Origin of the sequence: Pseudomonas sp. SZ57, assembly GCF_009495975.1 — a bacterium.
GTDB classification, from domain to species: Bacteria; Pseudomonadota; Gammaproteobacteria; order Pseudomonadales; family Pseudomonadaceae; genus Aquipseudomonas; species Aquipseudomonas syringae.
Genome location: NZ_WIBD01000007.1, coordinates 223,815 through 248,626 on the forward strand (window position 1 = coordinate 223,815; position 24,812 = coordinate 248,626).

General features: G+C 60.3%; 22 protein-coding genes. 19 read left to right on the forward strand and 3 right to left on the reverse strand.

The window, feature by feature from the left end:
• Window positions 1-5: 5 nt before the first annotated feature.
• On the reverse strand, window positions 6-1,046 hold the full coding sequence (locus tag GE543_RS10605; protein ID WP_003415694.1) for an AraC family transcriptional regulator: 1,041 nt from the start codon (window positions 1,044-1,046) through the stop codon (window positions 6-8).
• Window positions 1,047-1,048: 2 nt separating this feature from the next.
• Entirely contained in the window at window positions 1,049-2,182 is a 1,134-nt protein-coding gene (locus tag GE543_RS10610) for a carbon-nitrogen hydrolase family protein (RefSeq protein WP_153221404.1), read from the reverse strand.
• Between the two features lie 207 nt (window positions 2,183-2,389).
• Here GE543_RS10610 and GE543_RS10615 point away from each other — a divergent pair, with 207 nt between their 5' ends.
• The 5 genes from GE543_RS10615 (at window position 2,390) to GE543_RS10640 (ending at window position 9,926) form a co-directional block, all read left to right on the forward strand.
• Window positions 2,390-4,429, forward strand: a complete 2,040-nt coding sequence (locus GE543_RS10615; protein WP_153221405.1) for an NADPH-dependent 2,4-dienoyl-CoA reductase — start codon at window positions 2,390-2,392, stop codon at window positions 4,427-4,429.
• 84 nt (window positions 4,430-4,513) lie between these two features.
• The gene (locus tag GE543_RS10620; RefSeq protein ID WP_153221406.1) at window positions 4,514-5,458 is read left to right on the forward strand and encodes a 1-aminocyclopropane-1-carboxylate deaminase/D-cysteine desulfhydrase; all 945 of its coding nucleotides are present in this window, start codon (window positions 4,514-4,516) and stop codon (window positions 5,456-5,458) included.
• 148 nt (window positions 5,459-5,606) lie between these two features.
• A complete protein-coding gene (locus GE543_RS10625) occupies window positions 5,607-6,944 on the forward strand; it encodes an MFS transporter (RefSeq protein ID WP_153221407.1) in 1,338 nt (445 codons plus the stop codon).
• A 493-nt stretch (window positions 6,945-7,437) separates the two neighbouring features.
• A complete protein-coding gene (locus GE543_RS10635; protein ID WP_003390808.1) occupies window positions 7,438-8,646 on the forward strand; it encodes an MFS transporter in 1,209 nt (402 codons plus the stop codon).
• The gene (locus tag GE543_RS10640) at window positions 8,646-9,926 is read left to right on the forward strand and encodes an arsenic transporter (protein WP_003409646.1); all 1,281 of its coding nucleotides are present in this window, start codon (window positions 8,646-8,648) and stop codon (window positions 9,924-9,926) included. The genes GE543_RS10635 and GE543_RS10640 overlap by 1 nt, the downstream gene beginning before the upstream one ends.
• On the opposite strand, the gene GE543_RS10645 is transcribed toward GE543_RS10640, so the two are convergent.
• Window positions 9,892-10,875, reverse strand: a complete 984-nt coding sequence (locus GE543_RS10645) for a DUF1853 family protein (protein WP_003409648.1) — start codon at window positions 10,873-10,875, stop codon at window positions 9,892-9,894. The genes GE543_RS10640 and GE543_RS10645 overlap by 35 nt on opposite strands.
• 371 nt (window positions 10,876-11,246) lie before the next feature.
• On the opposite strand from GE543_RS10645, the gene GE543_RS10650 reads away from it, so the two are divergent.
• From GE543_RS10650 to GE543_RS10715, 14 genes are all read left to right on the forward strand, one after another.
• The gene (locus tag GE543_RS10650) at window positions 11,247-12,314 is read left to right on the forward strand and encodes a GGDEF domain-containing protein (RefSeq protein WP_153221409.1); all 1,068 of its coding nucleotides are present in this window, start codon (window positions 11,247-11,249) and stop codon (window positions 12,312-12,314) included.
• A 141-nt stretch (window positions 12,315-12,455) separates the two neighbouring features.
• Window positions 12,456-13,346, forward strand: a complete 891-nt coding sequence (locus tag GE543_RS10655; RefSeq protein ID WP_003409651.1) for an NAD(+) kinase — start codon at window positions 12,456-12,458, stop codon at window positions 13,344-13,346.
• Complete coding sequence (locus GE543_RS10660) at window positions 13,346-14,311, forward strand: metallophosphoesterase (RefSeq protein ID WP_046271454.1); 966 nt, start codon at window positions 13,346-13,348, stop codon at window positions 14,309-14,311. Before GE543_RS10655 ends, GE543_RS10660 begins: the two co-directional genes overlap by 1 nt.
• 2 nt (window positions 14,312-14,313) lie before the next feature.
• Window positions 14,314-15,186, forward strand: coding sequence for a rhomboid family intramembrane serine protease (locus GE543_RS10665; RefSeq protein ID WP_153221410.1), 873 nt, complete (start codon window positions 14,314-14,316; stop codon window positions 15,184-15,186).
• Window positions 15,187-15,214: 28 nt separating this feature from the next.
• On the forward strand, window positions 15,215-15,475 hold the full coding sequence (locus GE543_RS10670; protein ID WP_003368468.1) for a YeaC family protein: 261 nt from the start codon (window positions 15,215-15,217) through the stop codon (window positions 15,473-15,475).
• Window positions 15,472-16,305 (forward strand): DUF2797 domain-containing protein, encoded by an 834-nt coding sequence (locus tag GE543_RS10675; protein ID WP_162885488.1) that lies wholly within the window; start codon window positions 15,472-15,474, stop codon window positions 16,303-16,305. The genes GE543_RS10670 and GE543_RS10675 overlap by 4 nt, the downstream gene beginning before the upstream one ends.
• 12 nt (window positions 16,306-16,317) lie before the next feature.
• Window positions 16,318-18,984, forward strand: coding sequence for an aminopeptidase N (gene pepN / locus GE543_RS10680; RefSeq protein ID WP_153221411.1), 2,667 nt, complete (start codon window positions 16,318-16,320; stop codon window positions 18,982-18,984).
• Window positions 18,985-19,374: 390 nt separating this feature from the next.
• Window positions 19,375-20,028, forward strand: a complete 654-nt coding sequence (locus tag GE543_RS10685; protein WP_153221412.1) for a YjfI family protein — start codon at window positions 19,375-19,377, stop codon at window positions 20,026-20,028.
• Between the two features lie 26 nt (window positions 20,029-20,054).
• Window positions 20,055-20,762, forward strand: a complete 708-nt coding sequence (locus GE543_RS10690) for a PspA/IM30 family protein (protein ID WP_046237286.1) — start codon at window positions 20,055-20,057, stop codon at window positions 20,760-20,762.
• Between the two features lie 30 nt (window positions 20,763-20,792).
• Entirely contained in the window at window positions 20,793-21,347 is a 555-nt protein-coding gene (locus GE543_RS10695) for a rhomboid family intramembrane serine protease (protein ID WP_153221413.1), read from the forward strand.
• A gap of 83 nt (window positions 21,348-21,430) precedes the next feature.
• Entirely contained in the window at window positions 21,431-22,096 is a 666-nt protein-coding gene (locus GE543_RS10700) for a DUF2491 family protein (RefSeq protein ID WP_046237284.1), read from the forward strand.
• 13 nt (window positions 22,097-22,109) lie between these two features.
• On the forward strand, window positions 22,110-22,535 hold the full coding sequence (locus GE543_RS10705) for a DUF350 domain-containing protein (protein WP_153221414.1): 426 nt from the start codon (window positions 22,110-22,112) through the stop codon (window positions 22,533-22,535).
• Window positions 22,536-22,562: 27 nt separating this feature from the next.
• On the forward strand, window positions 22,563-23,306 hold the full coding sequence (locus GE543_RS10710; protein WP_003409665.1) for a DUF1190 domain-containing protein: 744 nt from the start codon (window positions 22,563-22,565) through the stop codon (window positions 23,304-23,306).
• An 11-nt stretch (window positions 23,307-23,317) separates the two neighbouring features.
• Window positions 23,318-24,475 (forward strand): glutathionylspermidine synthase family protein, encoded by a 1,158-nt coding sequence (locus tag GE543_RS10715; protein ID WP_153221415.1) that lies wholly within the window; start codon window positions 23,318-23,320, stop codon window positions 24,473-24,475.
• Window positions 24,476-24,812: the final 337 nt, after the last annotated feature.

The window sequence follows — 24,812 nt, forward strand, 5'->3', positions numbered from 1 at the left end:
CGGCTTCAAGCGCTTTGACGCTGGCTGCGGCGGAACTCTCCCGGAGTCTGCCCGTTCCAGCGTTTGAAGGCGCGTTGAAAGGCTTCGGCAGAAGCGAATCCCAGCAGGTAGGCGATCTCCCCGAACGCCAGTTCAGTGTCGCGAATATAAGTCATCGCCAGGTCACGCCGCGTGTCATTGAGCACTGCGCGAAAGCAGGTACCTTCCTCGGCCAGCTTGCGACGCAGCGTCCAGGTCGGCAGTTTGAGCCTTGCCGCCACTTCCTCCAGATCCGGTTCACTTCCGCCGTTCAATAGAGGCCCCAGCAATTGAATGATGCGTTCACGCAGGCTGCGGGTGCGGGTTTGTTGCTCCAGTTCACCTTCGCATAACTGCAACAGGTGCCGCCAGGTACTTGGGCAATGGTCCGGGTTGCGCAATGCCAAGCTGGTCTGGTCCAGACGCAGTTGATTGGTCGACGCGCCAAACAGCACCGGGTTATCACTCAATACGGCGTATTGCGCGGCATAGTCAGGCGCCTCGAATTCGATATCGACGCGTTGTGCGCGCAGTTCTGTTCCTGCCAGCGTCGAAAGCTGAGCCAGCCAGCCAGCTAAAATCGAGTCCACCACAAACCTGTTGTAAGCGTTATAGGGGCTGATTGAATAGAAGCGCATCCAGGCGCCGTCGGCATCCTCGTGGAAACTCGACTGGCCGCGATAATTGGAACCGTACAAGGGTTCAAAGCGAATCAGGGTACGTGCCGCCTCGCGCACGTTGGGTGCCTGGGCCGCGGTGATACCGGCCAGACCTGCCTGCGCAAAACGACTGAGCTGGCCCATGCGCAACCCCAGCCCGGGCTGGCCGGTCAGCTGGATGGCAGCATGCCCCAGGCGCATGTAGCGCGGGATCGACAGCCGCGCTCGCGCCTGGCTCAGGCGAATCGGGTCAAGACCGTACTGCTCCAGCAGCGCGTCAGGGTTCCTGTCGAAACTGTTGACCGCATCGGTCAGGCTCTGGATGAAACCCACCGACAGATCACCTAGGCGCAGCGTCAGGGTCGGCATCGTCAAAGCCAGAGGTTGATCAGGCGCGCACCGCCAGCGGCAGCATTTTCCGGCTGCGGCTCGGCGATCGTTTGTCCTGCGTGGCTGGCAAAACTTTGCCCGGCCACGCCCTGATTCCAGAACTGCCCGCGCATGAACACGCTGATCCCCGCCTGCGCAGTGCTTTGCGGAGCACGCCCGGTCAACGTCAGGTGATGCCAGGCTTCGCCCTCGCTAGGCGTGTCGGTCGGTACGTCGATGTCTGAATGCCGGGGCTTGCGCCACGCTTCGGACCAGGCTGTCTTGCCGATCACAAAGGCCGGCACCGCAATCAGTTGCGCACCGCTCTGGTTCAGGCGCGCGTAATTCTCCGGGTACCAGCTGTCGCTACCGATCAGCACTCCCAGACGCCCGGCCGGGGTGTCGATCACATTCAACGGCGCGTCGCTTGCCGTGCGCACATAACGCTTCTGATAGCGCTCGGGGTACAACTGACGTTGCGGCTGACCCAGTGGCAGGCCATCGCTGCCAAATGTCAGACTGCTGTTATACAGGGCGCCGCTACCGACTTTCAGCTGACCGCCTTCAACACTGGGATCGGGCAGCACAATTGAACCGGCCACCAGTGTGACGCCGAACTCTCTGGCCAGACCGCCAAACAGTGTCTGATAGTCCCGCGCCATTGATCGGGCCTTGATCCGCAGGTGGGCGTCATCCAGACGGTCCCGGCCTTCGGCCCCCAGAACCGCTTTGATGAATTGCAGCGGATTGCTCCACGACAGCCACTCCATGGCTTCATCCAGCGTGGCAGCCTGATAGAGCTGATCCTTCTCGCCACTGGCGAACAGCCAGGTGCCGATATGTTCCGGCAGTACCACCACCGTGCGTGGGTTGATAAGGCCATTTTCGCGGGCCTGTTGCAGATAAGCGGCGAGCTTGCGGTGCAGTCGCTCGGTGTTCTGGTAATCAGTCGGAAACAGTTCGGGCTCGATCCCCAGCAGGTTGCCGCGTTCACCGGGCTGGCCTTCATTGATGGCCAGACGAATGCGCAGATCGGACAGGTAGTGACCCGCCGGACGTTGATCGGTCCAGATTGCGTAGCTGACGAGGCTGGCAACGCTCAGCAGAACCAGGCAGATGGCGAAGAATTTGCGCATAAAAAGATCGAATGACGGCCATCGAGAAATTGTCGACTAGGGTAGGGCGGCGTCGGGCGCTTGCCAAGTGCCACTGCGCGTTTGGATCAATAACTTGTCACTTTCGGTCATTGAGTGTGTGGCGGGATGCGTCTTTACTGTTGCCCATGAACCAGAGGACCCGCAGAGGTCCTTGCTATTCCGTGATTGACTCGATGGAGCTTCGCCATGACTGCTGCTCATTATCCGCACCTGCTGGCCCCGCTGGACCTGGGCTTCACGACCTTGCGCAACCGCACCCTGATGGGCTCGATGCACACCGGTCTTGAAGAGCGGCCGGGTGGCTTCGAGCGCATGGCGACCTATTTTGCCGAGCGCGCCCATGGCGGGGTCGGGCTGATGGTCACCGGCGGCATCGCGCCCAACGAAGAGGGCGGTGTCTATGATGGCGCGGCAAAACTCACCAACGCCGAAGAAGCAGATCGCCATCGCATCGTGACGCGCGCGGTGCACGAGGCTGGTGGCAAGATTTGCCTGCAGATTCTCCACGCCGGTCGTTACGCCTACAGCCGCAAGCAGGTCGCGCCGAGCGCCATTCAGGCGCCCATCAACCCGTTCACGCCGCGAGAGCTGGACGAAGAAGGCATCGAAAAGCAGATCACTGACTTCGTGACCTGTTCAACGCTGGCCCGCAGCGCCGGTTATGACGGTGTCGAAATCATGGGCTCGGAAGGCTACTTCATCAATCAGTTCCTGGCCGCGCATACCAACCACCGGACCGACCGTTGGGGCGGCAGCTATGAAAACCGCATGCGTCTGGCGATCGAGATCGTCAGGCGCGTGCGTGAGGCAGTCGGTGCGCAGTTCATCATCATCTTTCGCCTGTCGATGCTCGACCTTGTGGAAGGCGGCAGCAGTTGGGAAGAAATCGTCGAGCTGGCCAAGGCGGTCGAACAGGCCGGTGCGACGCTGATCAACACCGGCATCGGCTGGCATGAAGCGCGCATTCCGACCATCGCCACCAAGGTGCCGCGCGCCGCGTTCAGCAAGGTCACTGCCAAACTGCGCGGCTCGGTGAACATCCCGCTGATTACCACCAACCGCATCAATACCCCGGAAGTCGCCGAGCGCATTCTCAGCGAAGGTGATGCAGACATGGTCTCGATGGCTCGTCCGTTTCTGGCCGATCCCGAGTTCGTCAATAAGGCTGCTGCCGGCCATGCCGAACGCATCAACACCTGCATCGGCTGCAACCAGGCCTGCCTCGACCATACCTTCGGCGGCAAGCTGACCAGCTGTCTGGTCAATCCGCGTGCCTGTCACGAGACCGAGCTCAATTACCTGCCCACCCTGCAGGTCAGGAAAATTGCCGTAGTGGGTGCCGGTCCTGCTGGTCTGGCCGCGGCAACCGTTGCCGCACAGCGCGGGCATGAGGTGACGCTGTTCGATTCGGCCAGCGAAATCGGCGGCCAATTCAATATCGCCAAGCGCGTGCCGGGCAAGGAGGAGTTTGCCGAAACCCTGCGTTACTTCCGCAACAAAGTGCAGGAGACCGGTGTTCAGTTGCGCCTTGGCAATCGGGTAAAGGTCGCAGACTTGCTGGGCGCAGGCTTTGACGAGGTGATTCTGGCGACCGGCATCGCGCCGCGCACGCCGGCCATCCCCGGCATCGATAACCCCATGGTGTTGAGCTATCTGGACGTCATATTGCAGCGCAAGCCGGTCGGGCGCCGCGTGGCAGTGATAGGTGCAGGTGGCATCGGTTTCGATGTGTCGGAATTTCTCGTGCACCAGGGCGTGGCCACCAGTCTGGATCGCGAGGCTTTCTGGAAAGAGTGGGGCATCGACACGACCTTGCAGGCTCGCGGCGGTGTCGCCGGGGTAAAGCCCGAAGTCCACGCGCCGGCACGCCAGGTGTTTCTCTTGCAGCGCAAGAGTTCCAAGGTCGGCGACGGCCTGGGCAAGACCACCGGCTGGATTCACCGCACGGGGCTCAAGAACAAACAGGTGCAGATGCTCAATGCCGTGCAGTACCTGAAAATCGACGATGCAGGGCTGCATATTCGCATCGGCGAAGACGGCGAGGAAAAGCTGCTGGCGGTGGATAACGTGGTGATCTGTGCCGGGCAGGACCCGTTGCGCGAACTGTATGACGATCTGCTCAATGCCGGGCAAAGCGTGCACCTGATCGGCGGCGCGGATGTTGCCGCAGAGCTGGACGCCAAACGGGCCATCGACCAGGGCTCACGTCTGGCCGCCACCCTGTGACAGACAACGCCTGATCAAGGGTTTCGCAACGCAGCCTGCTGACCGGCAAAGACCCGGAAACGGCTTGGCTGTAAACTGCGGCGCATGATGCTCGATGCCCTTGGCTGGCAACCCACTGCTCCTCTGGAACGCTTGAACCTGCCCTGGCTGCAAGACGCCGGGGTCGAGGTTGCGATCCTGCGCCTGGACCTCATCGACGCGCTGATCAGCGGCAACAAATGGTTCAAGCTCAGCGAGCACCTGAGCCTGGCTGTCGATTCGGGTGCCGAGGGATTGATCAGCCTCGGTGGTGCGCACTCCAATCATCTGCATGCTCTGGCCGCAGCAGGCAAACGTTTCGGTTTTCCGACGGTCGGCCTGTTGCGCGGTCATGCTCAGCAGACGCCGACGGTGCTCGATCTGCAGGCTTTCGGCATGCAACTGCACTGGCTGGGTTACGCCGGTTATCGCGAGCGGCATGCTACGGGCTTCTGGTTGCCGTGGCAGGCCCGCTATCCAGGTCTTTATCCGATTGCCGAAGGCGGTGGCGGGCTTGCGGGTGCGTTGGGGTGCGGTCGGCTGCGGGCAATGCTCGACGCGCAGCTCGCGCATCTGGGCTGGGACGATTACCACGGATGGTGGCTGGCGGCAGGCACCGGCACCACGCTGGCCGGCTTGCTGTTGGCAGAGGCGGGCGCTCGTCCGGTGTATGGGGCGATGGCTGTGCCCGAGGATCATGGGGTCGCGCAAAACATTATCGCGGTGGTGAATGAGGCTGCTGGCGCTCAGGCCGATGTCCATCCGTGCCTGCCCCCCGGCTGTGTTCTGCTCGATGCCAGCCGCGGCGCTTTCGCCAGAACCGACGCGGCGCTGCTTGATTTCATTGCCGCCAGCGAGGCACAGAGCGGCATACCGTTGGAACCCCTGTACACCGGCAAGGCGTTGCTGGCCCTGCATGATGAAGTGCTGGCCGGTCGTTTCGCGCCCGGCACGCGCCTGGTCTTCGTTCACACCGGAGGCCTTCAGGGACGACGCGCCATGTGCCTGTAAGCCACGTGGCAGAGCCTTTGGGATGAATTCTGCGCAGTTCGATGGCGAGACGTCGGCCCTGACTACGTGGATGACACTTCTGGAGAGGGGCATCCGGGTCGCTGTCTCGATAATCGATCCATTCCCGATCAAGACGCCGAGGCCCGCCATGACAACTACTACCGTAGAGCAAGTCGATCCTGCCACGCTGAAAAAAGTCATCGTTGCTGCGGCCATCGGCAACTTCGTCGAGTGGTTCGATTTTGCCGTGTATGGCTTTCTGGCGACGACGATCGCGCTGCAGTTTTTCCCCAGCGGCGACAGCAGTGCGGCGTTGCTGAAGACCTTTGCCGTGTTCGCCGTGGCCTTTGCCTTCCGACCGCTGGGCGGGATTTTCTTCGGCATGCTGGGTGACCGGATCGGGCGCAAGAAAACCCTGGCGATGACCATTCTGCTGATGGCCGGCGCCACCACGCTGATCGGCCTGTTACCGACCTATGCCGCGATCGGTGTGATGGCGCCGGTGCTGCTGACCATCATTCGCTGTGCGCAGGGTTTTTCGGCCGGCGGGGAGTATGCCGGCGCCTGCGCCTACCTCATGGAGCACGCACCGCGCACGCAACGCGCCTGGTACGGCAGTTTCGTTCCGGTCTCGACGTTCTCCGCATTCGCTGCCGCGGCAGTGGTGGCTTACGCACTGGAGTCGTTTCTGTCGACCGAGGCCATGGGTAACTGGGGCTGGCGTCTGCCGTTTCTGATTGCTGCACCGCTGGGGCTGGTCGGGCTGTACCTGCGCTGGAAGCTCGACGAGACCCCGGCGTTTCAGGCGGTCGCTCAAGAGCACGCCGTTGCTCACTCGCCACTCAAGGACACCTTGCGCCATCACGCGGCGGCGATGTGCTGTCTGGGCGCATTCGTGTCGTTGACGGCGTTGTCGTTCTATATGTTCACCACCTATTTCGCGACCTACCTGCAAGTGGCCGGTGGATTGAGCAGGGCAACGGCGCTGCTGGTCTCGTTGATCGCGCTGGCCTTCGCCGCCGCCCTCTGCCCACTGGCCGGTGCCTATTCGGATCGGGTAGGGCGCCGGGTCACCATGGCGACGGCCTGCATTCTGTTGATGGTCGTGGTGTTTCCGTCATTCCTGATGGCCAGCTCCGGCTCGTTCATCGCCTCTATCATCGGCGTCATGCTGCTCGCCGTGGGCGCAGTGCTATGCGGCGTGGTAACAGCTGCACTGCTGTCCGAAACCTTTCCCACCCGTACCCGCTACACCGCCTCGGCGATCACCTACAACATGGCCTACACCCTGTTCGGCGGCACCGCGCCGCTGGTGGCAACCTGGCTGATCAGCATGACCGGCAGCAACCTTTCGCCCGCGTTCTACCTCATCGCCGTGGCAGCACTGGCAATGGCCGGCGGCATGGCCCTGCCGGAAACCTCGAAAATCTCGCTGCATGATGTACCTGTTGCAGGCGAGGAGCCAGTGGTGGGGTCAATTGCCTGAGGGCAAGCGCCGCAACATCGCTCACATCGCAGAACCGCTGTGTGACGCGGAGCGTCACGAACTGCATTACCACGCGCAGCGCTCATCTTTATACACAGGTGCTGAAGAGCCGGGAGGACGGCGCTTTCAGGCTCCTGCCCGCAGGGCATGGGAGCAGACCGGGCGAGGCTTCGCTTGTTCGTGAAGGCGTCATTTCAGACGATGTATTTTCGGTGAATGTACCGGCGCTTTCGCGAACAAGTTCGCTCCCACGGCCTTCGGCCAGAATCAAAAACAGATGTGTGTATAACGCTGAGCGCGGAGCATCGGCACGATAGTCAGACACAGGAAAGCGCCATGCCCGGCAGAGCACTTTCCGACCCGTCAGCAAAAACGCAACAAAACGTGGCACAGTCGCCCCGAAAAATGGCACATTGGCGCGCCCCGGTACGCGTGACACATCTTGTAATCATCCGTACCGGGCGAACCGCGAACCCTTTTACGGATAAATACCATGGCGACCAGTGCTCCGCCCGCGACGGCGAAGGCCTCGACCACCCCTCAAGCCAGCCCGCTGGTGATGCGCATCATCGGTGCCGTTGCCCTCGCGCACCTGGTCAATGACCTGATTCAAGCCATCCTCCCGTCGATCTACCCCATGCTCAAGGCCAGCTACGACCTGAGCTTCACCCAGATCGGCCTGATTACCCTGACATTTCAGATCACAGCCTCGCTGCTGCAGCCCTGGGTCGGTTATTACACTGATCGCCATCCCAACCCGCTGGTACTGCCCGTCGGATCGATCTGCACGCTGATCGGCATCGTAATGATGTCGATGGTCGGCAGCTTCCCCTTGATCCTGCTGGCCGCCGCGTTGATCGGCATCGGCTCTTCGACGTTCCACCCGGAAGCCTCGCGTATCGCGCGACTGGCCTCCGGTGGTCGCTACGGGCTCGCGCAATCGACCTTTCAGGTCGGTGGCAACACAGGCACGGCGTTCGGGCCGTTGCTGGCGGCGGCGATCATCATCCCGTTCGGCCAGGGCAATGTCGCCTGGATCGGCCTGTTTGCATTGTTCTCGCTGGGGCTGCTGTACGCAATCAGCCGCTGGTATCGCGCGCACCTCAACCTGTTCAAGCTCAAGGCCGGTCAGGCCGCCACTCATGGTCTATCCCGAAAACGCGTGATCGCCTCGTTGGCAGTGCTGGCGTTTCTGGTGTTTTCCAAATTCTTCTACATGACCAGCCTGACCAGCTATTTCACTTTCTACCTGATCGAGAAATTTGACCTGTCGGTTGCCAGCTCGCAATTGCACCTGTTCCTGTTTCTCGGCGCCGTGGCGGCGGGGACCTTTTTCGGCGGGCCGATCGGTGACCGCATTGGCCGCAAGGCGGTGATCTGGTTCTCGATTCTTGGCGCTGCGCCGTTCACCCTGGCGCTGCCCTATGCCGATCTGTTCTGGACCAGCGTACTCAGCGTGATCATCGGCTTTGTTTTGGCCTCGGCGTTTTCCGCCATCGTGGTCTACGCCCAGGAGCTGGTGCCTGGCAACGTGGGCATGATCGCCGGGCTGTTCTTCGGCCTGATGTTCGGCTTCGGCGGCATCGGCGCTGCCTTGCTCGGCTATCTAGCTGACAGCCACGGCATCCTGTTCGTCTACACGCTGTGCTCGTACCTGCCGCTGCTCGGCATCCTCGCGATTCTTCTGCCTCGGACCAAATAATGCTGATAGCAACGCTGATTTTCCTGTTCACCATCACGCTGGTCATCTGGCAACCCAAGGGCCTGGGCGTAGGCTGGAGTGCCGTACTCGGGGCAATCCTGGCGTTGCTGACAGGCGTCGTGCACGTCAGTGACATCGCTGTGGTGTGGGGCATCATCTGGAATGCCACGGCAACGTTCATTTCGCTGATCATCATCACGCTGCTGCTCGATGAGGCCGGTTTCTTCGCCTGGGCAGCGCTGCATGTGGCGCGCTGGGGCAAGGGCAACGGGCGACGTCTGTTTGCCCTGTTCGTGCTGTTCGGCGCGCTGGTATCCGCCTTGTTCGCCAACGATGGTGCCGTGCTGATCCTCACCCCGATCGTCATTGCCATGATGCTGGCGTTGCGCTTCTCGCCTGCCTCGACGCTGGCGTTCGTCATGGCGGCCGGTTTCATCGCCGATACGGCCAGCCTGCCGCTGGTGGTCTCGAACCTGGTGAACATCGTGTCGGCGGATTACTTCAAGATTGGTTTCAACCGTTACGCAGCGGTCATGGTGCCGGTGAATCTGGCCAGTGTTGCCGCCACTCTGGCCGTGCTGATGTGGTACTTCCGTCGGGATATTCCCGCCGAGTTCGAGCCCGAGCAGCTGGACAAGCCGGAAACGGTCATCCATGACCGGGCCACGTTTCTGGCCGGTTGGGCAGTGCTGGTGATTCTGCTGGTGGGCTGTTTTGCCCTTGAGCCGCTGGGCATCCCGATCAGTGCGATCTCGTCGGTGTGCGCAGTGTTGCTGCTGGGCATCGCAGCCAAAGGGCATACGATCAAGACGCGCAAGGTGATGAAAGAAGCACCGTGGCACATCGTGGTCTTTTCGCTGGGCATGTACCTGGTGGTCTATGGCCTGCGTAACGCCGGGCTGACCGATTACCTGGCCAATCTGCTGGACTGGTTCGCGGGCTATGGCATCTGGGGCGCGGCGATGGGCACCGGTGTGATGACGGCGTTCCTGTCTTCGATCATGAACAACATGCCCACGGTACTCATCGGGCTGCTGTCCATCGACGCAAGTCATGCCAGCGGCGCCATCCAGGAAGCGATGATCTACGCCAACGTGATCGGCAGCGACCTCGGCCCGAAAATCACTCCCATCGGCAGCCTGGCCACGCTGCTTTGGCTGCATGTGCTGCAGCGCAAGGGCATCACTATCAGCTGGGGCTACTACTTCAAGGTCGGTATCGTGCTGACCGTGCCTGTCCTGCTGGTCACACTGGCTGCGCTGGCATTGCGGTTAAGTTGAGCGGATGACTGGTGTCGGCCAGGTTCGGCCACATGTCCGACACCAGAAACAGCCGCTCGGCTTCCTCCCAGTGGCCCTCTGCATTTTCCCTGAGGCGCACTAATAGCTGCGCCGGGGCCAGCGGGTCGAGTTCACTCAGCCATTCGTGCAACTGATGATCGCTCCAGGCCTGATTGTAGAGTGCCGGCGCCAGCCAGGCATGGCGCGGCAGGGGCTGCCAGCATCCCGGTTGGCTCTGCGCCAGGAATGACTTCCAGTCACGCTGATGCAGCCAGCGACCCTTGAGATGCTGCGGATGAACGCCGACGGGGGACTGGCATGAGCCTGGCCACGGATACAGCAGGTAGCCGCCCAGCCACAACCGCGCACTGAACGTTTCGACCCCCAGCGCTGCAAGCGTCGCACGGCTTTCCGGACGTGCCGACATCGGCAACTGATGCTGACTAAGATGGGCCAGCTTGCGGTCCAGCCGGTCCTGACAGCCAGGCCCCAGCCAGTGCGCCGGATCGCTGCCATCACCGTCCTGCGGCCCCAGGTAGAGCTTGATCGCAAGTTCGACGTGGTGCACGCCTTCATCATCACGCAGCAGCATGTCCAGCTCGCCCAGCGTCTGGCTGCCAAGCTTGATCTGCAGGTTGGCGGCGATTATTTCCACCCCCGGCGCATGCTGTATGGCGAATTGCCAGAGCCGCTCGTAATAGCGCCCCAGTCTTCGTGTGCTGGCCTGCGCCAGCCAGTTTTCGAGCGGGCGGCTGTCGCGGTCCAGTTGCCAGAGAAAATCCGCCAGTTGCTGTGGGGCTTTTACCCAGTCGCTGCCCGCCAGTGGATGGCGCTGCGGCCAGGGTGCAGTTTCAAGCATGGGCGGCGCAAGGATCACCCAGGCAAGGTCGCGCACTTCGGGATGCCGCAATTGGCGGGGGAGATCGATCAGGCCGGGAAATAGAGTCATGCGCTGAGGATAGCGTGAGTCGCCGCTGACAGACAGGGTGTTTGGCAAGCGGCATATTCGCGCTGGTGTTTCTGCTTCGAAGACAACGTATGACGTATGACGTGCGACAGGATGTTCATCGAATAACGAAAGGTTATCGAAAACTATCAGTGGCCTTCTCTTTGTGCAAACTGTCATTCATATCCAGTATATTGTTTGCGTCAAACAATTCAGGCACTGTTCAATCATGTTCATTGGCCGGTCTGTCTCAATTGTGGTCACCTTGTGGTGAACGTCATTCAATCAGTCGGTCGACGCTTGGGCTGCTTAATTATAGGTGGTCTTCATGCGGCGGATAGTCGACTCGGCAAATCGGATGCCTGGAGTTTTCTATGAACGGTGACATGCAGACCCGGATAAAACAACTGCTCTCACCCGCCATTGCGCGCGTGCAATGTATTGCCATCGTTTGCTGGCTGGTTGTTCTGTCGTTCACGCCGTATCTGCAATTCGGTCTGCCGGAAATACTGCTGACCCTTGGCCTGCTGGGGGCGTGCGCCTGGCAATACCGTGCAGCCGACTTCCGGGTCTGGCGCTGTGTGGGCATGGCATTCGTGATCATTGTGGCACTGTGCTTTTCAAGGGCGGGCCATTTGCGCACCGGCACGGACATCAACTGGTCACTCTCGGTCGCCGTGATGATTATCCTGTGTTCGACATTGTTAGTGGTGTATACCCGGGATTATCTGCTGGTGGCGGTACTCGCCTGGTGTATTCTCTCTCCCGCGCAGGGGGTCGATACCGACAGTGTCGCGACTCTGTTCATGACGCTGTTCTTTATCACGTCGGTCAGTCTGGGCAGTGTGATGAATCATACTTACACGCGCACACTTCGTACGGTATTGAGTCTGGAACATCAGTTTCGCGAACTGTCGCTGACCGATGACCTGACCGCTATATTGAATCGCCGGGCACTGATGCAGGCACTGGATAATCATGTGCTGAATAACTCGGCCGGTTATTTTCTGATGCTCGACATTGATGACTTCAAAACAATCAATGATCAATTCGGCCACGACGCCGGTGATCAGGCACTTCGCGTGATGGCTGGTTGCTTGCAAAAGACCGTGGGCAGTCTCGCCTTCGGACGAATGGGCGGAGAGGAGTTCGGCGTGATCCTGCCAATGTGCAGCGAAGATGATGCTCGGGATTATGTGTTGAACCTGCTGGAGTGCATCAGAAAAGCCCTCGCTGTCAGCCCGCTGACCTGCAGTGCCGGGCTGGCAGACATCCCTGCGGCAGCGGACAGCTCGGAAGTGCTCAAGATTGCCGACATCAATTTGTATCAGGCCAAGCGGGGCGGCAAGGACCGGGCATTCTGGCGAGGTGCGCAGATAGGCGGCCATCAGGCGGGCGGCATCAGTATGGAATGCGATAAAACCCGCGCCCTGACACGGTAGGCGGGCATCGGACTTTATCGCGCTGCCCGTACCCTGTTGCAAGGTCCGCGAAATCCTTTTTAAACCCCGGTTTGCTGCGATCAGGCCCTTTCGCCCATAATCACGTTTTTAAAGTCGTCTCGAACCCGCAGCAGGAGCCTCATGGAGCAATTTCGCAATATCGGCATCATCGGTCGCCTGGGCAGTGTTCAGGTGCTCGAGACCGTTCGCCGACTCAAGAGATTCCTGCTGGACCGCCACCTGCACGTCATTCTCGAAGAGACGATCGCCGAGGTCCTGCCCGGTCATGGCCTGCAGACCTCATCGCGCAAGATGCTCGGCGAGGTCTGCGACATGGTCATTGTGGTCGGCGGCGACGGCAGCCTGCTGGGCGCGGCGCGGGCACTGGCCCGGCATAACGTTCCGGTGCTGGGCATCAACCGTGGCAGCCTGGGCTTTCTGACCGACATCCGCCCCGACGAGCTGGAAGTCAAATGCGCCGAAGTGCTCGACGGGCATTACCTGGTTGAAAACCGCTTCCTGCTACAGGCCGAAGTGCGTCGCCACGGCGAGGCCATCGGTCAGGGCGATGCGCTCAACGACGTGGTGCTGCACCCCGGCAAGTCCACGCGCATGATCGAGTTCGAGATCTACATCGACGGTCAGTTCGTGTGCAGTCAGAAGGCCGACGGCCTGATCGTCGCCACGCCGACCGGCTCGACGGCCTACGCGCTGTCGGCAGGCGGGCCGATCATGCACCCCAAGCTCGACGCCATCGTCATCGTGCCGATGTACCCGCATACCTTGTCCGGGCGGCCCATCGTGGTCGACGGCAACAGCGAGCTGAAAATCGTGGTGTCCAAGGACATGACCATTTACCCGCAAGTGTCGTGCGACGGTCAGAATCACTTCACCTGTGCGCCGGGTGACACCATTACGGTCAGCAAGAAGCCGCAGAAACTGCGTCTGATCCATCCGTTGGATCACAACTATTACGAGGTTTGCCGCACCAAACTCGGCTGGGGCAGCAAGCTCGGCGGCGGGGGCGATTAATGCTCGATCCGGCGCGTGGCTATGATCTGATCGGTGACGTGCACGGGTGTGCCCATACCCTCGAGCACTTGCTGGAGCTTCTCGGTTACCGTCTGCAGGCTGGCGTGTGGCGCCATCCCGAGCGCATCGTCATTTTCCTCGGCGACATCATCGACCGCGGCCCGCGTATTCGCGAATCGCTGCACATCGTCCGCGACATGGTTCAGGCCGGTCAGGCGTTGTGCATCATGGGCAACCACGAGTTCAACGCGCTGGGCTGGGTGACACCGGCCCTGTCCGAAAGCGGTCACCAGTTCGTGCGCGAGCACACTCCGCGGCATGCGCGGCTGATCGGCGAGACCCTGGCACAGTTCGAGCAGTATGCAGATGAGTGGAGCGAGTTCGTCAACTGGTTCTACGAGCTACCGCTGTACCTCGATGCCGGTCGCTTCAGGGTCGTGCATGCCTGCTGGGATGCGACCCTGATCGATCCGCTGCGTGGCCTGCATGGTACGGGGTGTATCGACAAGCATTTCGTTCAGGCGTCGGCAGTGCCCGGCAGTTTCGCCAGTAATGTCTTCAACCGTCTGCTGCGTGGCACCGACATGCGCCTGCCGCATGGCCTGACCCTGACTGGCGGTGATGGCCTGACCCGCGAATTCTTCCGCACCAAGTTCTGGGAGGATGATCCGCAGACCTACGGCGACGTGGTCTTTCAGCCGGACGCCTTGCCTGAAGGGGTCGCCAAGACGCCGCTGTCCACGTCGGAGAAAAACGCCTTGCTGCGGTATGGCATCAATGAGCCGCTGCTGTTTGTCGGTCATTACTGGCGTAGCGGCATCCCTGCGCCTATCCGGCCGAACCTGGCCTGCCTGGATTACAGCGCCGTGCTCTACGGCAAACTGGTCGCCTATCGGCTGGACCAGGAAACACAGATCGATCCGGACAAATTCGTCTGGGTCGACGTGCAGCGTCCCGAGGTTTGAGAATGAGTCCTGTAGCTGTCCTGCGTTTGCCGCTGACCACCGACCTGAGCGGTTTTGTCAGGCTGTTGCTGCGCTTGCAGATCCCTCACCGGGTCAGTGAAGAGGCTGGCGAGCAAGTCCTGTGGGTGCCGGACTCGCCGCGACTGGTCGAAGAAGTACGCGAGTTGTACACGCGCTTTCCCGAAGGTGACGAGCACGTGCAACTGACGCAAGACAGCGGAAGCGTCACCTACAAGCCGCCCGGCCTGATCGAGCAGTTACGCAGCAGTCCGGTGACGGCCCTGGTGTTGCTGGTCACCTTGCTGGTGGCCGGTCTGACGCTGCTGGGCGATAACCTCGAAGCCGTCCGCTGGCTGACTTTCCAGGATTTCCGCATCAATGGCGAGTACGCAACGTTTTTGCCGTTGTCCGAAAGCCTCGCGTCCGGACAGTGGTGGCGGATCATCTCGCCCATGCTGATCCACTTCGGCATCCTGCACCTGGCCATGAACGGCATGTGGTTCTGGGAGCTGGGGCGGCGGATCGAAATTCGTCAGGGCAGCCTGTCGCTGCTGTTGCTGACCTTGCTGTTTTCGGCGGTTTCAAATTATGTGCAATACCTGTTCAGCGGCCCAAGCCTGTTTGGCGGACTGTCCGGGGTGCTGTATGGCCTGCTCGGGCATTGCTGGATTTTCCAGATGCTGGCGCCCAACCCGGTCTACCGCCTGCCGCGCGGCGTGTTGATCATGATGCTGGTCTGGCTGGCGCTGTGCCTGTCCGGGCTGGTGAGCATGCTCGGCTTCGGCGAAATCGCCAACGGTGCGCATGTCGGCGGGCTGATCATCGGTTGTGTCACCGGGCTGCTGGGTGGTGCGATTGCGCGCCGCAAGGCCTAGAATTACCCGCTATTTTCTGGAGTGCGCCATGTCGTCTTTTATAGAAATGATCGAAAACATCACCCCGGATATCTACGAGAGCCTGAAACTGGCGGTGGAAATCGGCAAATGGTCCGACGGTCGCAAGCTCACTCAGGAACAACGTGAGCTGTCCCTGCAGGCGCTGATCGCCTGGGAAGCGCAGAACCTGCCGGAAGACCAGCGCACCGGCTACATGGGGCCGCAGGAATGCGCCTCCAAATCGGCCCCGGTGCCCAATATCCTGTTCAAATCGGATGCTATTCATTGATCGAAATTGGTCGCGGAGCAGTCAACAAAATGTCGGCGCGTCAGGACGACACGTCGTGTGTGCAATACGCTTTTCGCCTCGGTGAGACCGAGATCGCGGTCAACCCGCTGATCGGCAAGACGCTGCGTCTGGAGTTTCTCGGCGCCATTCATTGCAGTCATTGCGGGCGCAAGACCAAGTCCAGCTACAGCCAGGGTTACTGCTACCCGTGCATGCTCAAGCTGGCGCAGTGCGACCTGTGCATCATGAGCCCGGAGAAATGCCATCACGATCAAGGCACTTGCCGTGATCCGGCGTGGGGCGAGCAGTTCTGCATGACCGATCACATCGTTTACCTGGCCAATTCGTCAGGCGTCAAGGTCGGTATTACCCGCTCAACGCAGTTGCCGACCCGCTGGCTGGATCAGGGCGCAAGCCAGGCACTGCCGATCCTGCGCGTGGCAACCCGTCAACAGTCCGGCTTCGTCGAAGACCTGCTGCGCAGCCAGGTGGCCGATCGCACCAACTGGCGTGCCTTGCTCAAGGGCGACGCTCAACCTGTCGACCTCAAGGCCATTCGCCAGGCGCTGTTCGACAGTTGCGGCGCAGGGCTGCTGGGATTGCAAGAACGATTCGGGCTGCAGGCCATCCAATTGCTACATGACGCCGAGCCTGTCGAGTTTCGTTACCCGGTCGAGGCGTATCCGACCAAGATTGTCAGCTTCAATCTGGACAAGAACCCGATTGCCGAAGGCACGCTGCTGGGGATCAAGGGCCAATACCTGATTTTCGACACGGGCGTGATCAATATTCGCAAGTACACGGCCTATCAGCTGGCCGTGCATCAGTAGAAGGATTCCAGCATGCGCACCGAACAACCGAAAATGATCTACCTGAAGGATTACCAGGCTCCCGAGTACCTCATTGATGAGACGAACCTGACCTTCGAACTGTTCGACGACCACTCGCTGGTCCACGCGCAGCTGGTCATGCGCCGCAACCCCGAGCGTGGCGCAGGCCTGCCACCGCTGGTGCTCGACGGTCAGCATCTGGAACTGGTTTCGGTCAAGCTGAGCGATGTCGAGCTGAGCGCTGCGGATTATCAGCTGACCGACGACCATCTGACCCTGCACCCACAGGCTGACAGTTTTACAGTCGACAGCACCGTGCGCATCCATCCGGAGTCCAACACCGCACTGGAAGGGCTGTACAAGTCCAGCGGCATGTTCTGCACCCAGTGCGAGGCCGAAGGCTTCCGCAAAATCACCTATTACCTCGACCGTCCTGACGTGATGAGCAAGTTCACCACCACCGTCAGCGCCGACAAGCAGGATTTCCCGATCCTGCTGTCCAACGGCAACCCGGTGGCCAGCGGCGAAGAAGAGGGTGGCCGGCACTGGGCGACGTGGGAAGATCCGTTCATGAAACCGGCCTACCTGTTTGCGCTGGTGGCCGGTGATCTGTGGTGTATCGAAGACACATTCACCACCATGAATGAGCGGAACGTGACCCTGCGTATCTACGTCGAGCCGGAAAACGTCGACAAGTGCCAGCACGCCATGACCAGCCTGAAAAAGTCCATGCGCTGGGACGAAGAGACCTACGGTCGCGAGTACGACCTGGACATCTTCATGATTGTCGCGGTCAACGACTTCAACATGGGCGCGATGGAAAACAAGGGCCTCAACATCTTCAACTCCAGCGCCGTGCTGGCGCGCGCCGAGACGGCGACCGATGCCGCACACCAGCGTGTCGAAGCGATCGTCGCCCACGAATACTTCCACAACTGGTCGGGCAACCGCGTGACCTGCCGTGACTGGTTCCAGCTGTCGCTCAAGGAAGGCTTCACGGTGTACCGCGACGCCGGTTTCTCGGCCGACATGAACTCGGCCACGGTCAAGCGAATTCAGGACGTTGCCTACCTGCGTACCCACCAGTTCGCCGAAGACGCAGGCCCGATGGCGCACGCTGTGCGCCCGGACAGCTTTATCGAAATCTCCAACTTCTACACCCTGACCGTGTACGAAAAGGGCTCGGAAGTGGTCGGCATGCTTCACACCCTGCTGGGGGCTGAAGGCTTCCGCAAGGGCAGCGATCTGTATTTCGAGCGCCACGACGGCCAGGCCGTGACCTGCGACGACTTCATCAAGGCCATGGAAGACGCCAATGGCGTCGATCTGACCCAGTTCAAGCGCTGGTACAGCCAGGCGGGCACGCCGCGTCTGGCGGTCAGCGAGTCGTACGACGCTGCAGCTAAAACCTACGGCCTGACTTTCCGCCAGAGCTGCCCGACCACGCCAGGCCAGCCTGGCGACCAGAAGCAACCCTTCGTGATCCCGGTCGAACTGGGGCTGCTGGACAGCAAGGGTGGCGAGATTGCCCTGCGTCTGGCGAACGAAACGGCGGCGACCGGCACCACGCGGGTATTGTCGGTTACCGAAACCGAGCAGACCTTCACCTTCGTCGATGTAGCCGAAAAGCCGCTGCCTTCGCTGCTGCGCGGCTTCTCTGCACCGGTCAAGCTGAGCTTCCCGTATGACCGCGACCAACTGATGTTCCTGATGCAGCACGACAGCGACGGTTTCAATCGCTGGGATGCCGGTCAGCAGTTGTCGGTTCAGGTGTTGCAGGAACTGATCGGCCAGCATCAGCAAGGCCAGCCACTGGTCATGGATCAGCGTCTGATTACCGCACTGGGCGCCGTGCTGGCGGATGATCATCTGGATCAGGCGATGGTCGCGGAAATGCTTTCGTTGCCGGGCGAGGCTTATCTGGCAGAAATCAGCGAAGTGGCCGATGTCGATGCCATTCACGCCGCTCGCGATTTTGCCCGTCAGCAGTTGGCAGAGGGGCTGTTCGATGGGCTGCTGGCGCGCTATCAGGCCAACCGTGAAGTGTCGAAGGTCACGCCTTATGTAGCCGAAGCCGCACACTTTGCCCGTCGTGCCCTGCAAAACATCGCGCTGTCTTACCTGATGCTCAGCGGCAAGCCGGAGGTGCTGGCAGCCACCATTGATCAGTTCGATACCAGCGACAACATGACCGAGCGCCTGACTGCGCTGGCCGTGCTGGTCAATTCGCCGTTCACTGCCGAGCGCGACAAGGCGCTCGCGGTGTTTGCCGAGAACTTCAAGAGCAATGCACTGGTCATGGATCAGTGGTTCAGTGTCCAGGCGGCAAGCACTCTGCCGGGCGGCCTGCAGCGCGTGCAGGAACTGATGAAGCACCCGGCCTTCAGCATCAAGAACCCGAACAAGGTGCGTGCCTTGATCGGTGCCTTCGCCGGGCAGAACCTGGTCAACTTCCACGCGGCCGATGGCTCCGGCTATCGCTTCCTGGCGGACCTGGTCATCGAGCTGAACGCGCTGAATCCGCAGATCGCTTCGCGTCAGTTGGCACCACTGACCCGCTGGCGCAAATACGACAGCGCCCGTCAGGCACTGATGAAAGCCGAGCTGGAGCGCATCCTCGCCTCCGGCAAACTGTCTGCGGACGTGTATGAAGTGGTGAGCAAAAGCCTGGCGGAATGAGGGTTGATGCCATGCTGAGTGCGTGATGGGCGCTCAGAAGGAAGGCGCTATCTGCTGACGTGGATAGCGCCTTTTTTGATTCGCGTGCCAATGCTCGAAGCGTTCATCGCAATACGCCAATCTCGTGGGAGCTTGCTCGCGAAGGTGCCGGTACAGTCCACGAAAAAAGGCGTTGCAACCATCGCCTTCGCGAGCAAGCTCGCTCCCACAGAGACTGGTGTTTATCCAGTTACCAAGGTTTCAGCCTTGCGGTTTTCAGAGTTCATCTCGTTTTGTTTAGCGACGATAGGAATTCGATCCTTAAAATCTCACATGTGATACATATCTATCTTCAGAAACATCTGCTACGTTGCTCACCTGATCCACGGCCAGCAACAGAGGGAAGCGCCAATGCCTCGTAAGACCCAGGGCGATAACGCAGCGGTCCCGGCCAAGGTTTCCAAGAGTTCCACCGATTACATGCGTGAAATGCGTCAGCGGCTCAAGGAGGCGGGGCTGGTGAAGCGCGAGTTCTGGATCCGGCCCGAAAATGTCGATGCCCTGCGGGGGATCGAAAAAGCCTTAAGACAGCCCTTTTTGGGCGACAGAATAAAACTGGAGGACTTCATGACCGAGAATACCCACTGGACCATCAGCTCACTGCACAAGGCTTTTTCCGAACTGGACCTGGTAAGTCATGGGCAGGTCGAAATGAGCGCTATTGAAGGCAGCGCGGCGGGCATGAAACTGAAAATGGCCAGTCACGGCGACCTGCCAATCTATATCGCGGTGGAAGGCGAGCAGATTCTGGCTGACGCGACCTTGATTGAAGTCAACAAGGTCAAGAACGTGCAAGCCTTCAACGACGTTGTGCTGCGCAGTCGCGACCTGTTTCCACTGTCCTCGATCGGCATCGAAAAGCTGGGCGGCGATCAGGAAGTCTACTGCCTGTTCGGCGCACTGAGCGCTGCCTCGTCGCTCACCGTAATCGTGCAGGAAATCCTCACCCTCGCGGATAACGTGATGCGTGCGGCCGACGCTTTTGAAGATCATTTCATCTACTGAACAGCGCTGTCAGGCGGAGTACATTCATGACTACGAGTATCTGGAAAAAACTGGTCACCGCCGTTCGTGGTGGTGCTTCCGAAGTGGGCGAGTCGATTGCCGACGCCAATGCCATCCGCATCCTGGACCAGGAAATCCGCGACGCCGAGAACGCGCTGGTCAAGGCTCGCGATGGGCTGATCACTATCAAGGCCAAGCACAAACTGTCAGCACAGCGCCTTGAAGAACATGCCACCAGCATCGCCAACTGGGAAGGTCGCGCCATGCAGGCCCTGAACAAGGGTGAAGAAGCCCTGGCCGTAGAATGCGCGAACAAGATCGCCGAAATCGAAGCCCTGCGTGATCAGGAGCAGGAGCTGGCCGAGCAGTTCAACAAGCAGGTCGGTCTGTTGCAGGAGCAGGTCATCAAGGCCGAGTCACGAATCAAGAGCCTCAAGCAGCAGGTCGAAATGGCCAAGGCCCGTGAAACCGTGCAAAAGGCCCGCGTGGCAACGGCCACTGCAACCGGTGGCGCCAGCGGCGCCGTGGAAACCGCAGTCGGCTCGCTGGCACGCCTCAAGCAGCGCCAGGATGAACAGGACGCCAAGCTTGAAGCCGCTGAAGAACTGGCCAGCCAGTCCAGCGGCAGCGATCTGGAGCGTCGTCTGCAGGATGCCGGGATCGGTGCCAAAAGCGGTGGTGCGCAGGATGTACTGGCGCGCCTGAAAGCCAAAAATCAGACGCCGGCTCAGTAAGCGCTGCAACGAGGCAGGCGAGGGTGGTGCATGGCGTTTTCCCGACGACTCAAGGTCATCCTCGTCCTGTCGGCCGTGTTGATTGCGGTACAGGCAATCAACTCGGTCACCGGCAACAGTCTGGTCCAGTTCGGTATCATGCCGCGCAGCCTCATCGGGTTGCGCGGCATTGTGTTTGCCCCCTTCCTGCACGGGTCGATTCAGCACTTGCTCAGCAATCTGTTGCCGTTCATTGTGCTGAGCTGGCTGGTCGCGACCGAGGGTGTCAGGCGTTACGCATGGGTCGCCGGGCTGATCTGCCTGCTGGGCGGGCTGCTGGTCTGGAGCTTGGGTCGCAGCAATATCCATGTCGGCGCAAGCGGTCTGATTTTTGGTTTGTGGGCTTATCTGCTGGCGCGTGCGTGGTATCAGCGCAGTATCGCCAGCGTGCTGATCGCGCTGCTGGTGCTGGCTGCTTACAGCGGGCTGGTATTGGGTTTCGTTCCGGTGGCCGGCGTGTCGTTCGAATCACATATCGCCGGTGCACTTGCGGGCGTTTGTGTGGCCTGGCTGATGCACTCCAGGGCATTGCTGGCGCAGAAGTGAGTCAGTCTCACGCGCGGAGGCAGTGCGCCTGTTGCGCTTGAAGAGCGTTTATATCGTCACCCGTCACTGCAAGGAAACGGATTATGAGTTGGTTCAAACGGGCCATGGGCCTGGAAGCCCCCAAGGTATCAGGCCGCGATGGCGCACAACCGGTCAGCACGGTGAGTCCGCTGGGGCTGGCGTCCGGACGCATGCTATGCCTGGACAGTTCACTGAAGCTGTTGCTCGACGGTCACTCGGAAGTGGTCGTCCCGGGCGATGAAAAGGTCTGGTCCGTAGGGCATATCGATCTCGGCCAATCCATGGCGCTGCATCGTTTCTACCTCGATAACGAGGACTACTTTCTGCAAGTGGTCAGCGACGGCCCCAACCCGGAAGACGTACAGGACATCATCCTGTTCGGCTATTACAGTGCCGAGCCGATCACCAGCAAGGATGAATTGCTGCGCCTGACCGGCCCGTCGTCGAAGATCGGCCTGCCGACCTACGAGCACGATGGCGAGGTCTTCGAGCGGCAATGGGGGACTTCACCCGGCCAGACCGAACTGACGCCACTCGATGAAGACATCGTCAGTCCTGACGCGACTTATCGCGTCAAGCACCTGAGCATGCTGTACGCCCGCGAGACGGGACTGATCAACCGCCGTGAGTTTCTGCTGTTTTCCGTAGAGGAAGACGAGGAGGGCAGCATCACGCTCACCACGGCGGTCGGCATCACGCTGCAATCCACTGATATCAACGTTCTTTGACAAGGAAATCCTCATGATCGACGCGCTGCGTATGTCGCTCAATGCCACCGCTGTGTTCGGCTTCGTCATGTACATCCTGGTGGCGGCGATTCTGTTCGCGCTGTTCCAGTTCATCTACAGCCGGATCACGCCACACAAGGAATTTGCGCTGATTCGCGAGAACAACAGTGCCGCTGCGCTGGCCTTGGGTGGTTCGCTGATCGGTTTCGCGCTGCCGGCCAGTAACATCATCAGCTACAGCATCAGCATCCTGGATGTGGTCGTCTGGGCAGTGATTGCCGCCGTTGTGCAACTGCTGGCGTTCGGCGTTACCAGCCTGGTGCTCAAGGGCCTGTCGACGCGTATCGCCAATGGCGAAATGGCGGCGGCCATCTATTCGGCCAGCGTCGCGATCAGCGTCGGTCTTCTCAACGCCGCCTGCATGACCCCGTCGGTCTGACGGCAGCCTTGAACAAGGAGACTCACGATGAGACGTAGTTCAGTAAAACTGGTACTCGCCGGTGCGCTTCCGCTGGCCCTTGCCGGGTGCGGTCCGTCCGAGCAGAAGGACACCGTCAACGCCAAGGCCAACTTCAGTTCGGTGCAGGAATGCGCCGATGCCAAGGTGCCGGTTAATATCTGTTCGGATGCCTACATGCAGGCGCTGTCCGATCATCGCCGCATTGCGCCGACCTACGATGACAAGGCCTCCTGCGACGCGGACTTCGTACCGGATTATTGCCAGGTCACCTCTGACGGCAAGTACATGCCCAAGCTCGGCGGCTTCGAACTGGGCTTTTCCGGGCAAGTGCCGAAAGAGGCGCTGGACCGGGCCAATCAGGAAGTCAACCAGTCTGCTTCGGCAGGCATGAGTGGCACCACCGGGCTGATGGCCGGCTTGCTGATCGGCAATCTGCTCAGCAACGGCTTCGGCAATAACCGCTATTACTCGCAGCCCATCTATCAGACGCGCGATGACCGGGGCGGTTATTACAGCTCGTCCCTGCCCAGTCAGATCGATCGCGGCAAGACCTTCGGGCGCTCGACCCAGGCGCAATCCAGCCCGGATCGCAGCTACGGCAGGAGCACTCTGGGGCGCAACCTGGGCAGCTCGGGTTCCGGCTCGTCCTCTGTGTCATCGACCATCTCGCGCGGCGGCTTCGGCAGTCAGGCTTCGGCACGCAGTGGCTGGGGCGGCAAGAGCAGCAGTGGCAGCAGTTTCGGAGGCTGACGGTTCGCGGCATGAAAAAGATCAGCATCGAGGAACGTCCGGACTGGCGCACGACCGCCGAACGTGAAGGCTTCAACTTTCACACCATCGACGGCGAGCGTTACTGGGACGAGCGCGGGTATTACCTGTTCAGCGAACAGCAGATTACCCGCGATCTTGAAGCGCCCACCCAGGAGCTTCACCAGATGTGCATGGACGCCGTGGCGCGAGTGGTGGACAGCGAAGCGCTGCTCCATCAACTGGCGATTCCGGAAGCGTTCTTCGACCTGATCCAGACTTCGTGGAAGGAGGGACATCCGCATTTGTACGGGCGCTTCGATTTTGCCTACGACGGTACGGGCCCGGCAAAGATGTACGAAATCAATGCCGATACGCCGACCAGTCTGATGGAAGCCGGGGCCGTGCAACTGCTCTGGCTGGAAGAGCAGATGGCGCGCGGCGGTTTGCCTGCGCATGCCACCCAGTTCAACTCGATTGCCGAGGACCTGGTTCGGGCCTTTGCCGAGTTTCCCGGTACGAGTCCGTTCTACTTTTCGGCGATGTCCGGTTCCATCGAAGACCGGGGCACCACCGATTTTCTGCGGCGCATGGCGGCACACGTCGGCATCGATGCGAGGCATATTGATATCGAAGACATCGGGCTCGGCGCTGACGGACGTTTTGTCGATCTGGACGGGCGCTGGATCGAGCGCTTGTTCAAGCTGCATGCGTGGGAGCACATCTTTCACGAGGAATTCGGCCAGCACGTGTCGGCCAGTGGTACCCAATTCGTCGAACCCGCATGGAAGGCGATTCTCAGCAACAAGGGGATTCTGCCGTTGTTGTGGCAGTTCAACGAAGGCCATCCGAACCTGCTGCCTGCGCACGTCGACCAGGAGCCGAACAAAGCGGTCCCCAAAGGCTGGGTACGCAAACCCTACTTTTCCCGTGAGGGCGCCAACATTGAAATGCGCACGCCCGGCGATCAGGTGATCTCGGTCGATGGGCCCTACACGGATGCGCCCTACATTCTGCAGGCTTACTCGCCGCTTCCGCGATTCGGCGACAGCTACACGCTGATCGGCTCCTGGGTCATCGGCGATCTTGCGTCCGGGATCGGTATTCGTGAAGACGACAGCCTGATCACCAAGGACACCAGCCGCTTCCTGCCACACGTCGTCATCGACTGAACCCTGCCTGTCGTCACCCGGTGTTACTGGCTTCGAGCACGTAACACTCTTGTTGTTACCACGCGTTCATATACCCGCCCTCAAGCAGCGATAATAAGTGGTTTTGTTAGCGTGCTGTCTGACAATCAAACAGGCGGTGTCGCTGTTTTTAATTCTGGTAATAACGCGGGGGCACGACGTTTCAGATCTGTACCTTATATAAGTTGTGATCTGCTCTTTATCGCCTGTTGGCATTCACGTTGCATTACTGTGGGCTATTCCGGGTGCCTGCTTCATTGGTGTTTAACAGCGCGTTGTCGACTCTTCTTGTTCTGTGAAGTTTCCTACAGACCTATAC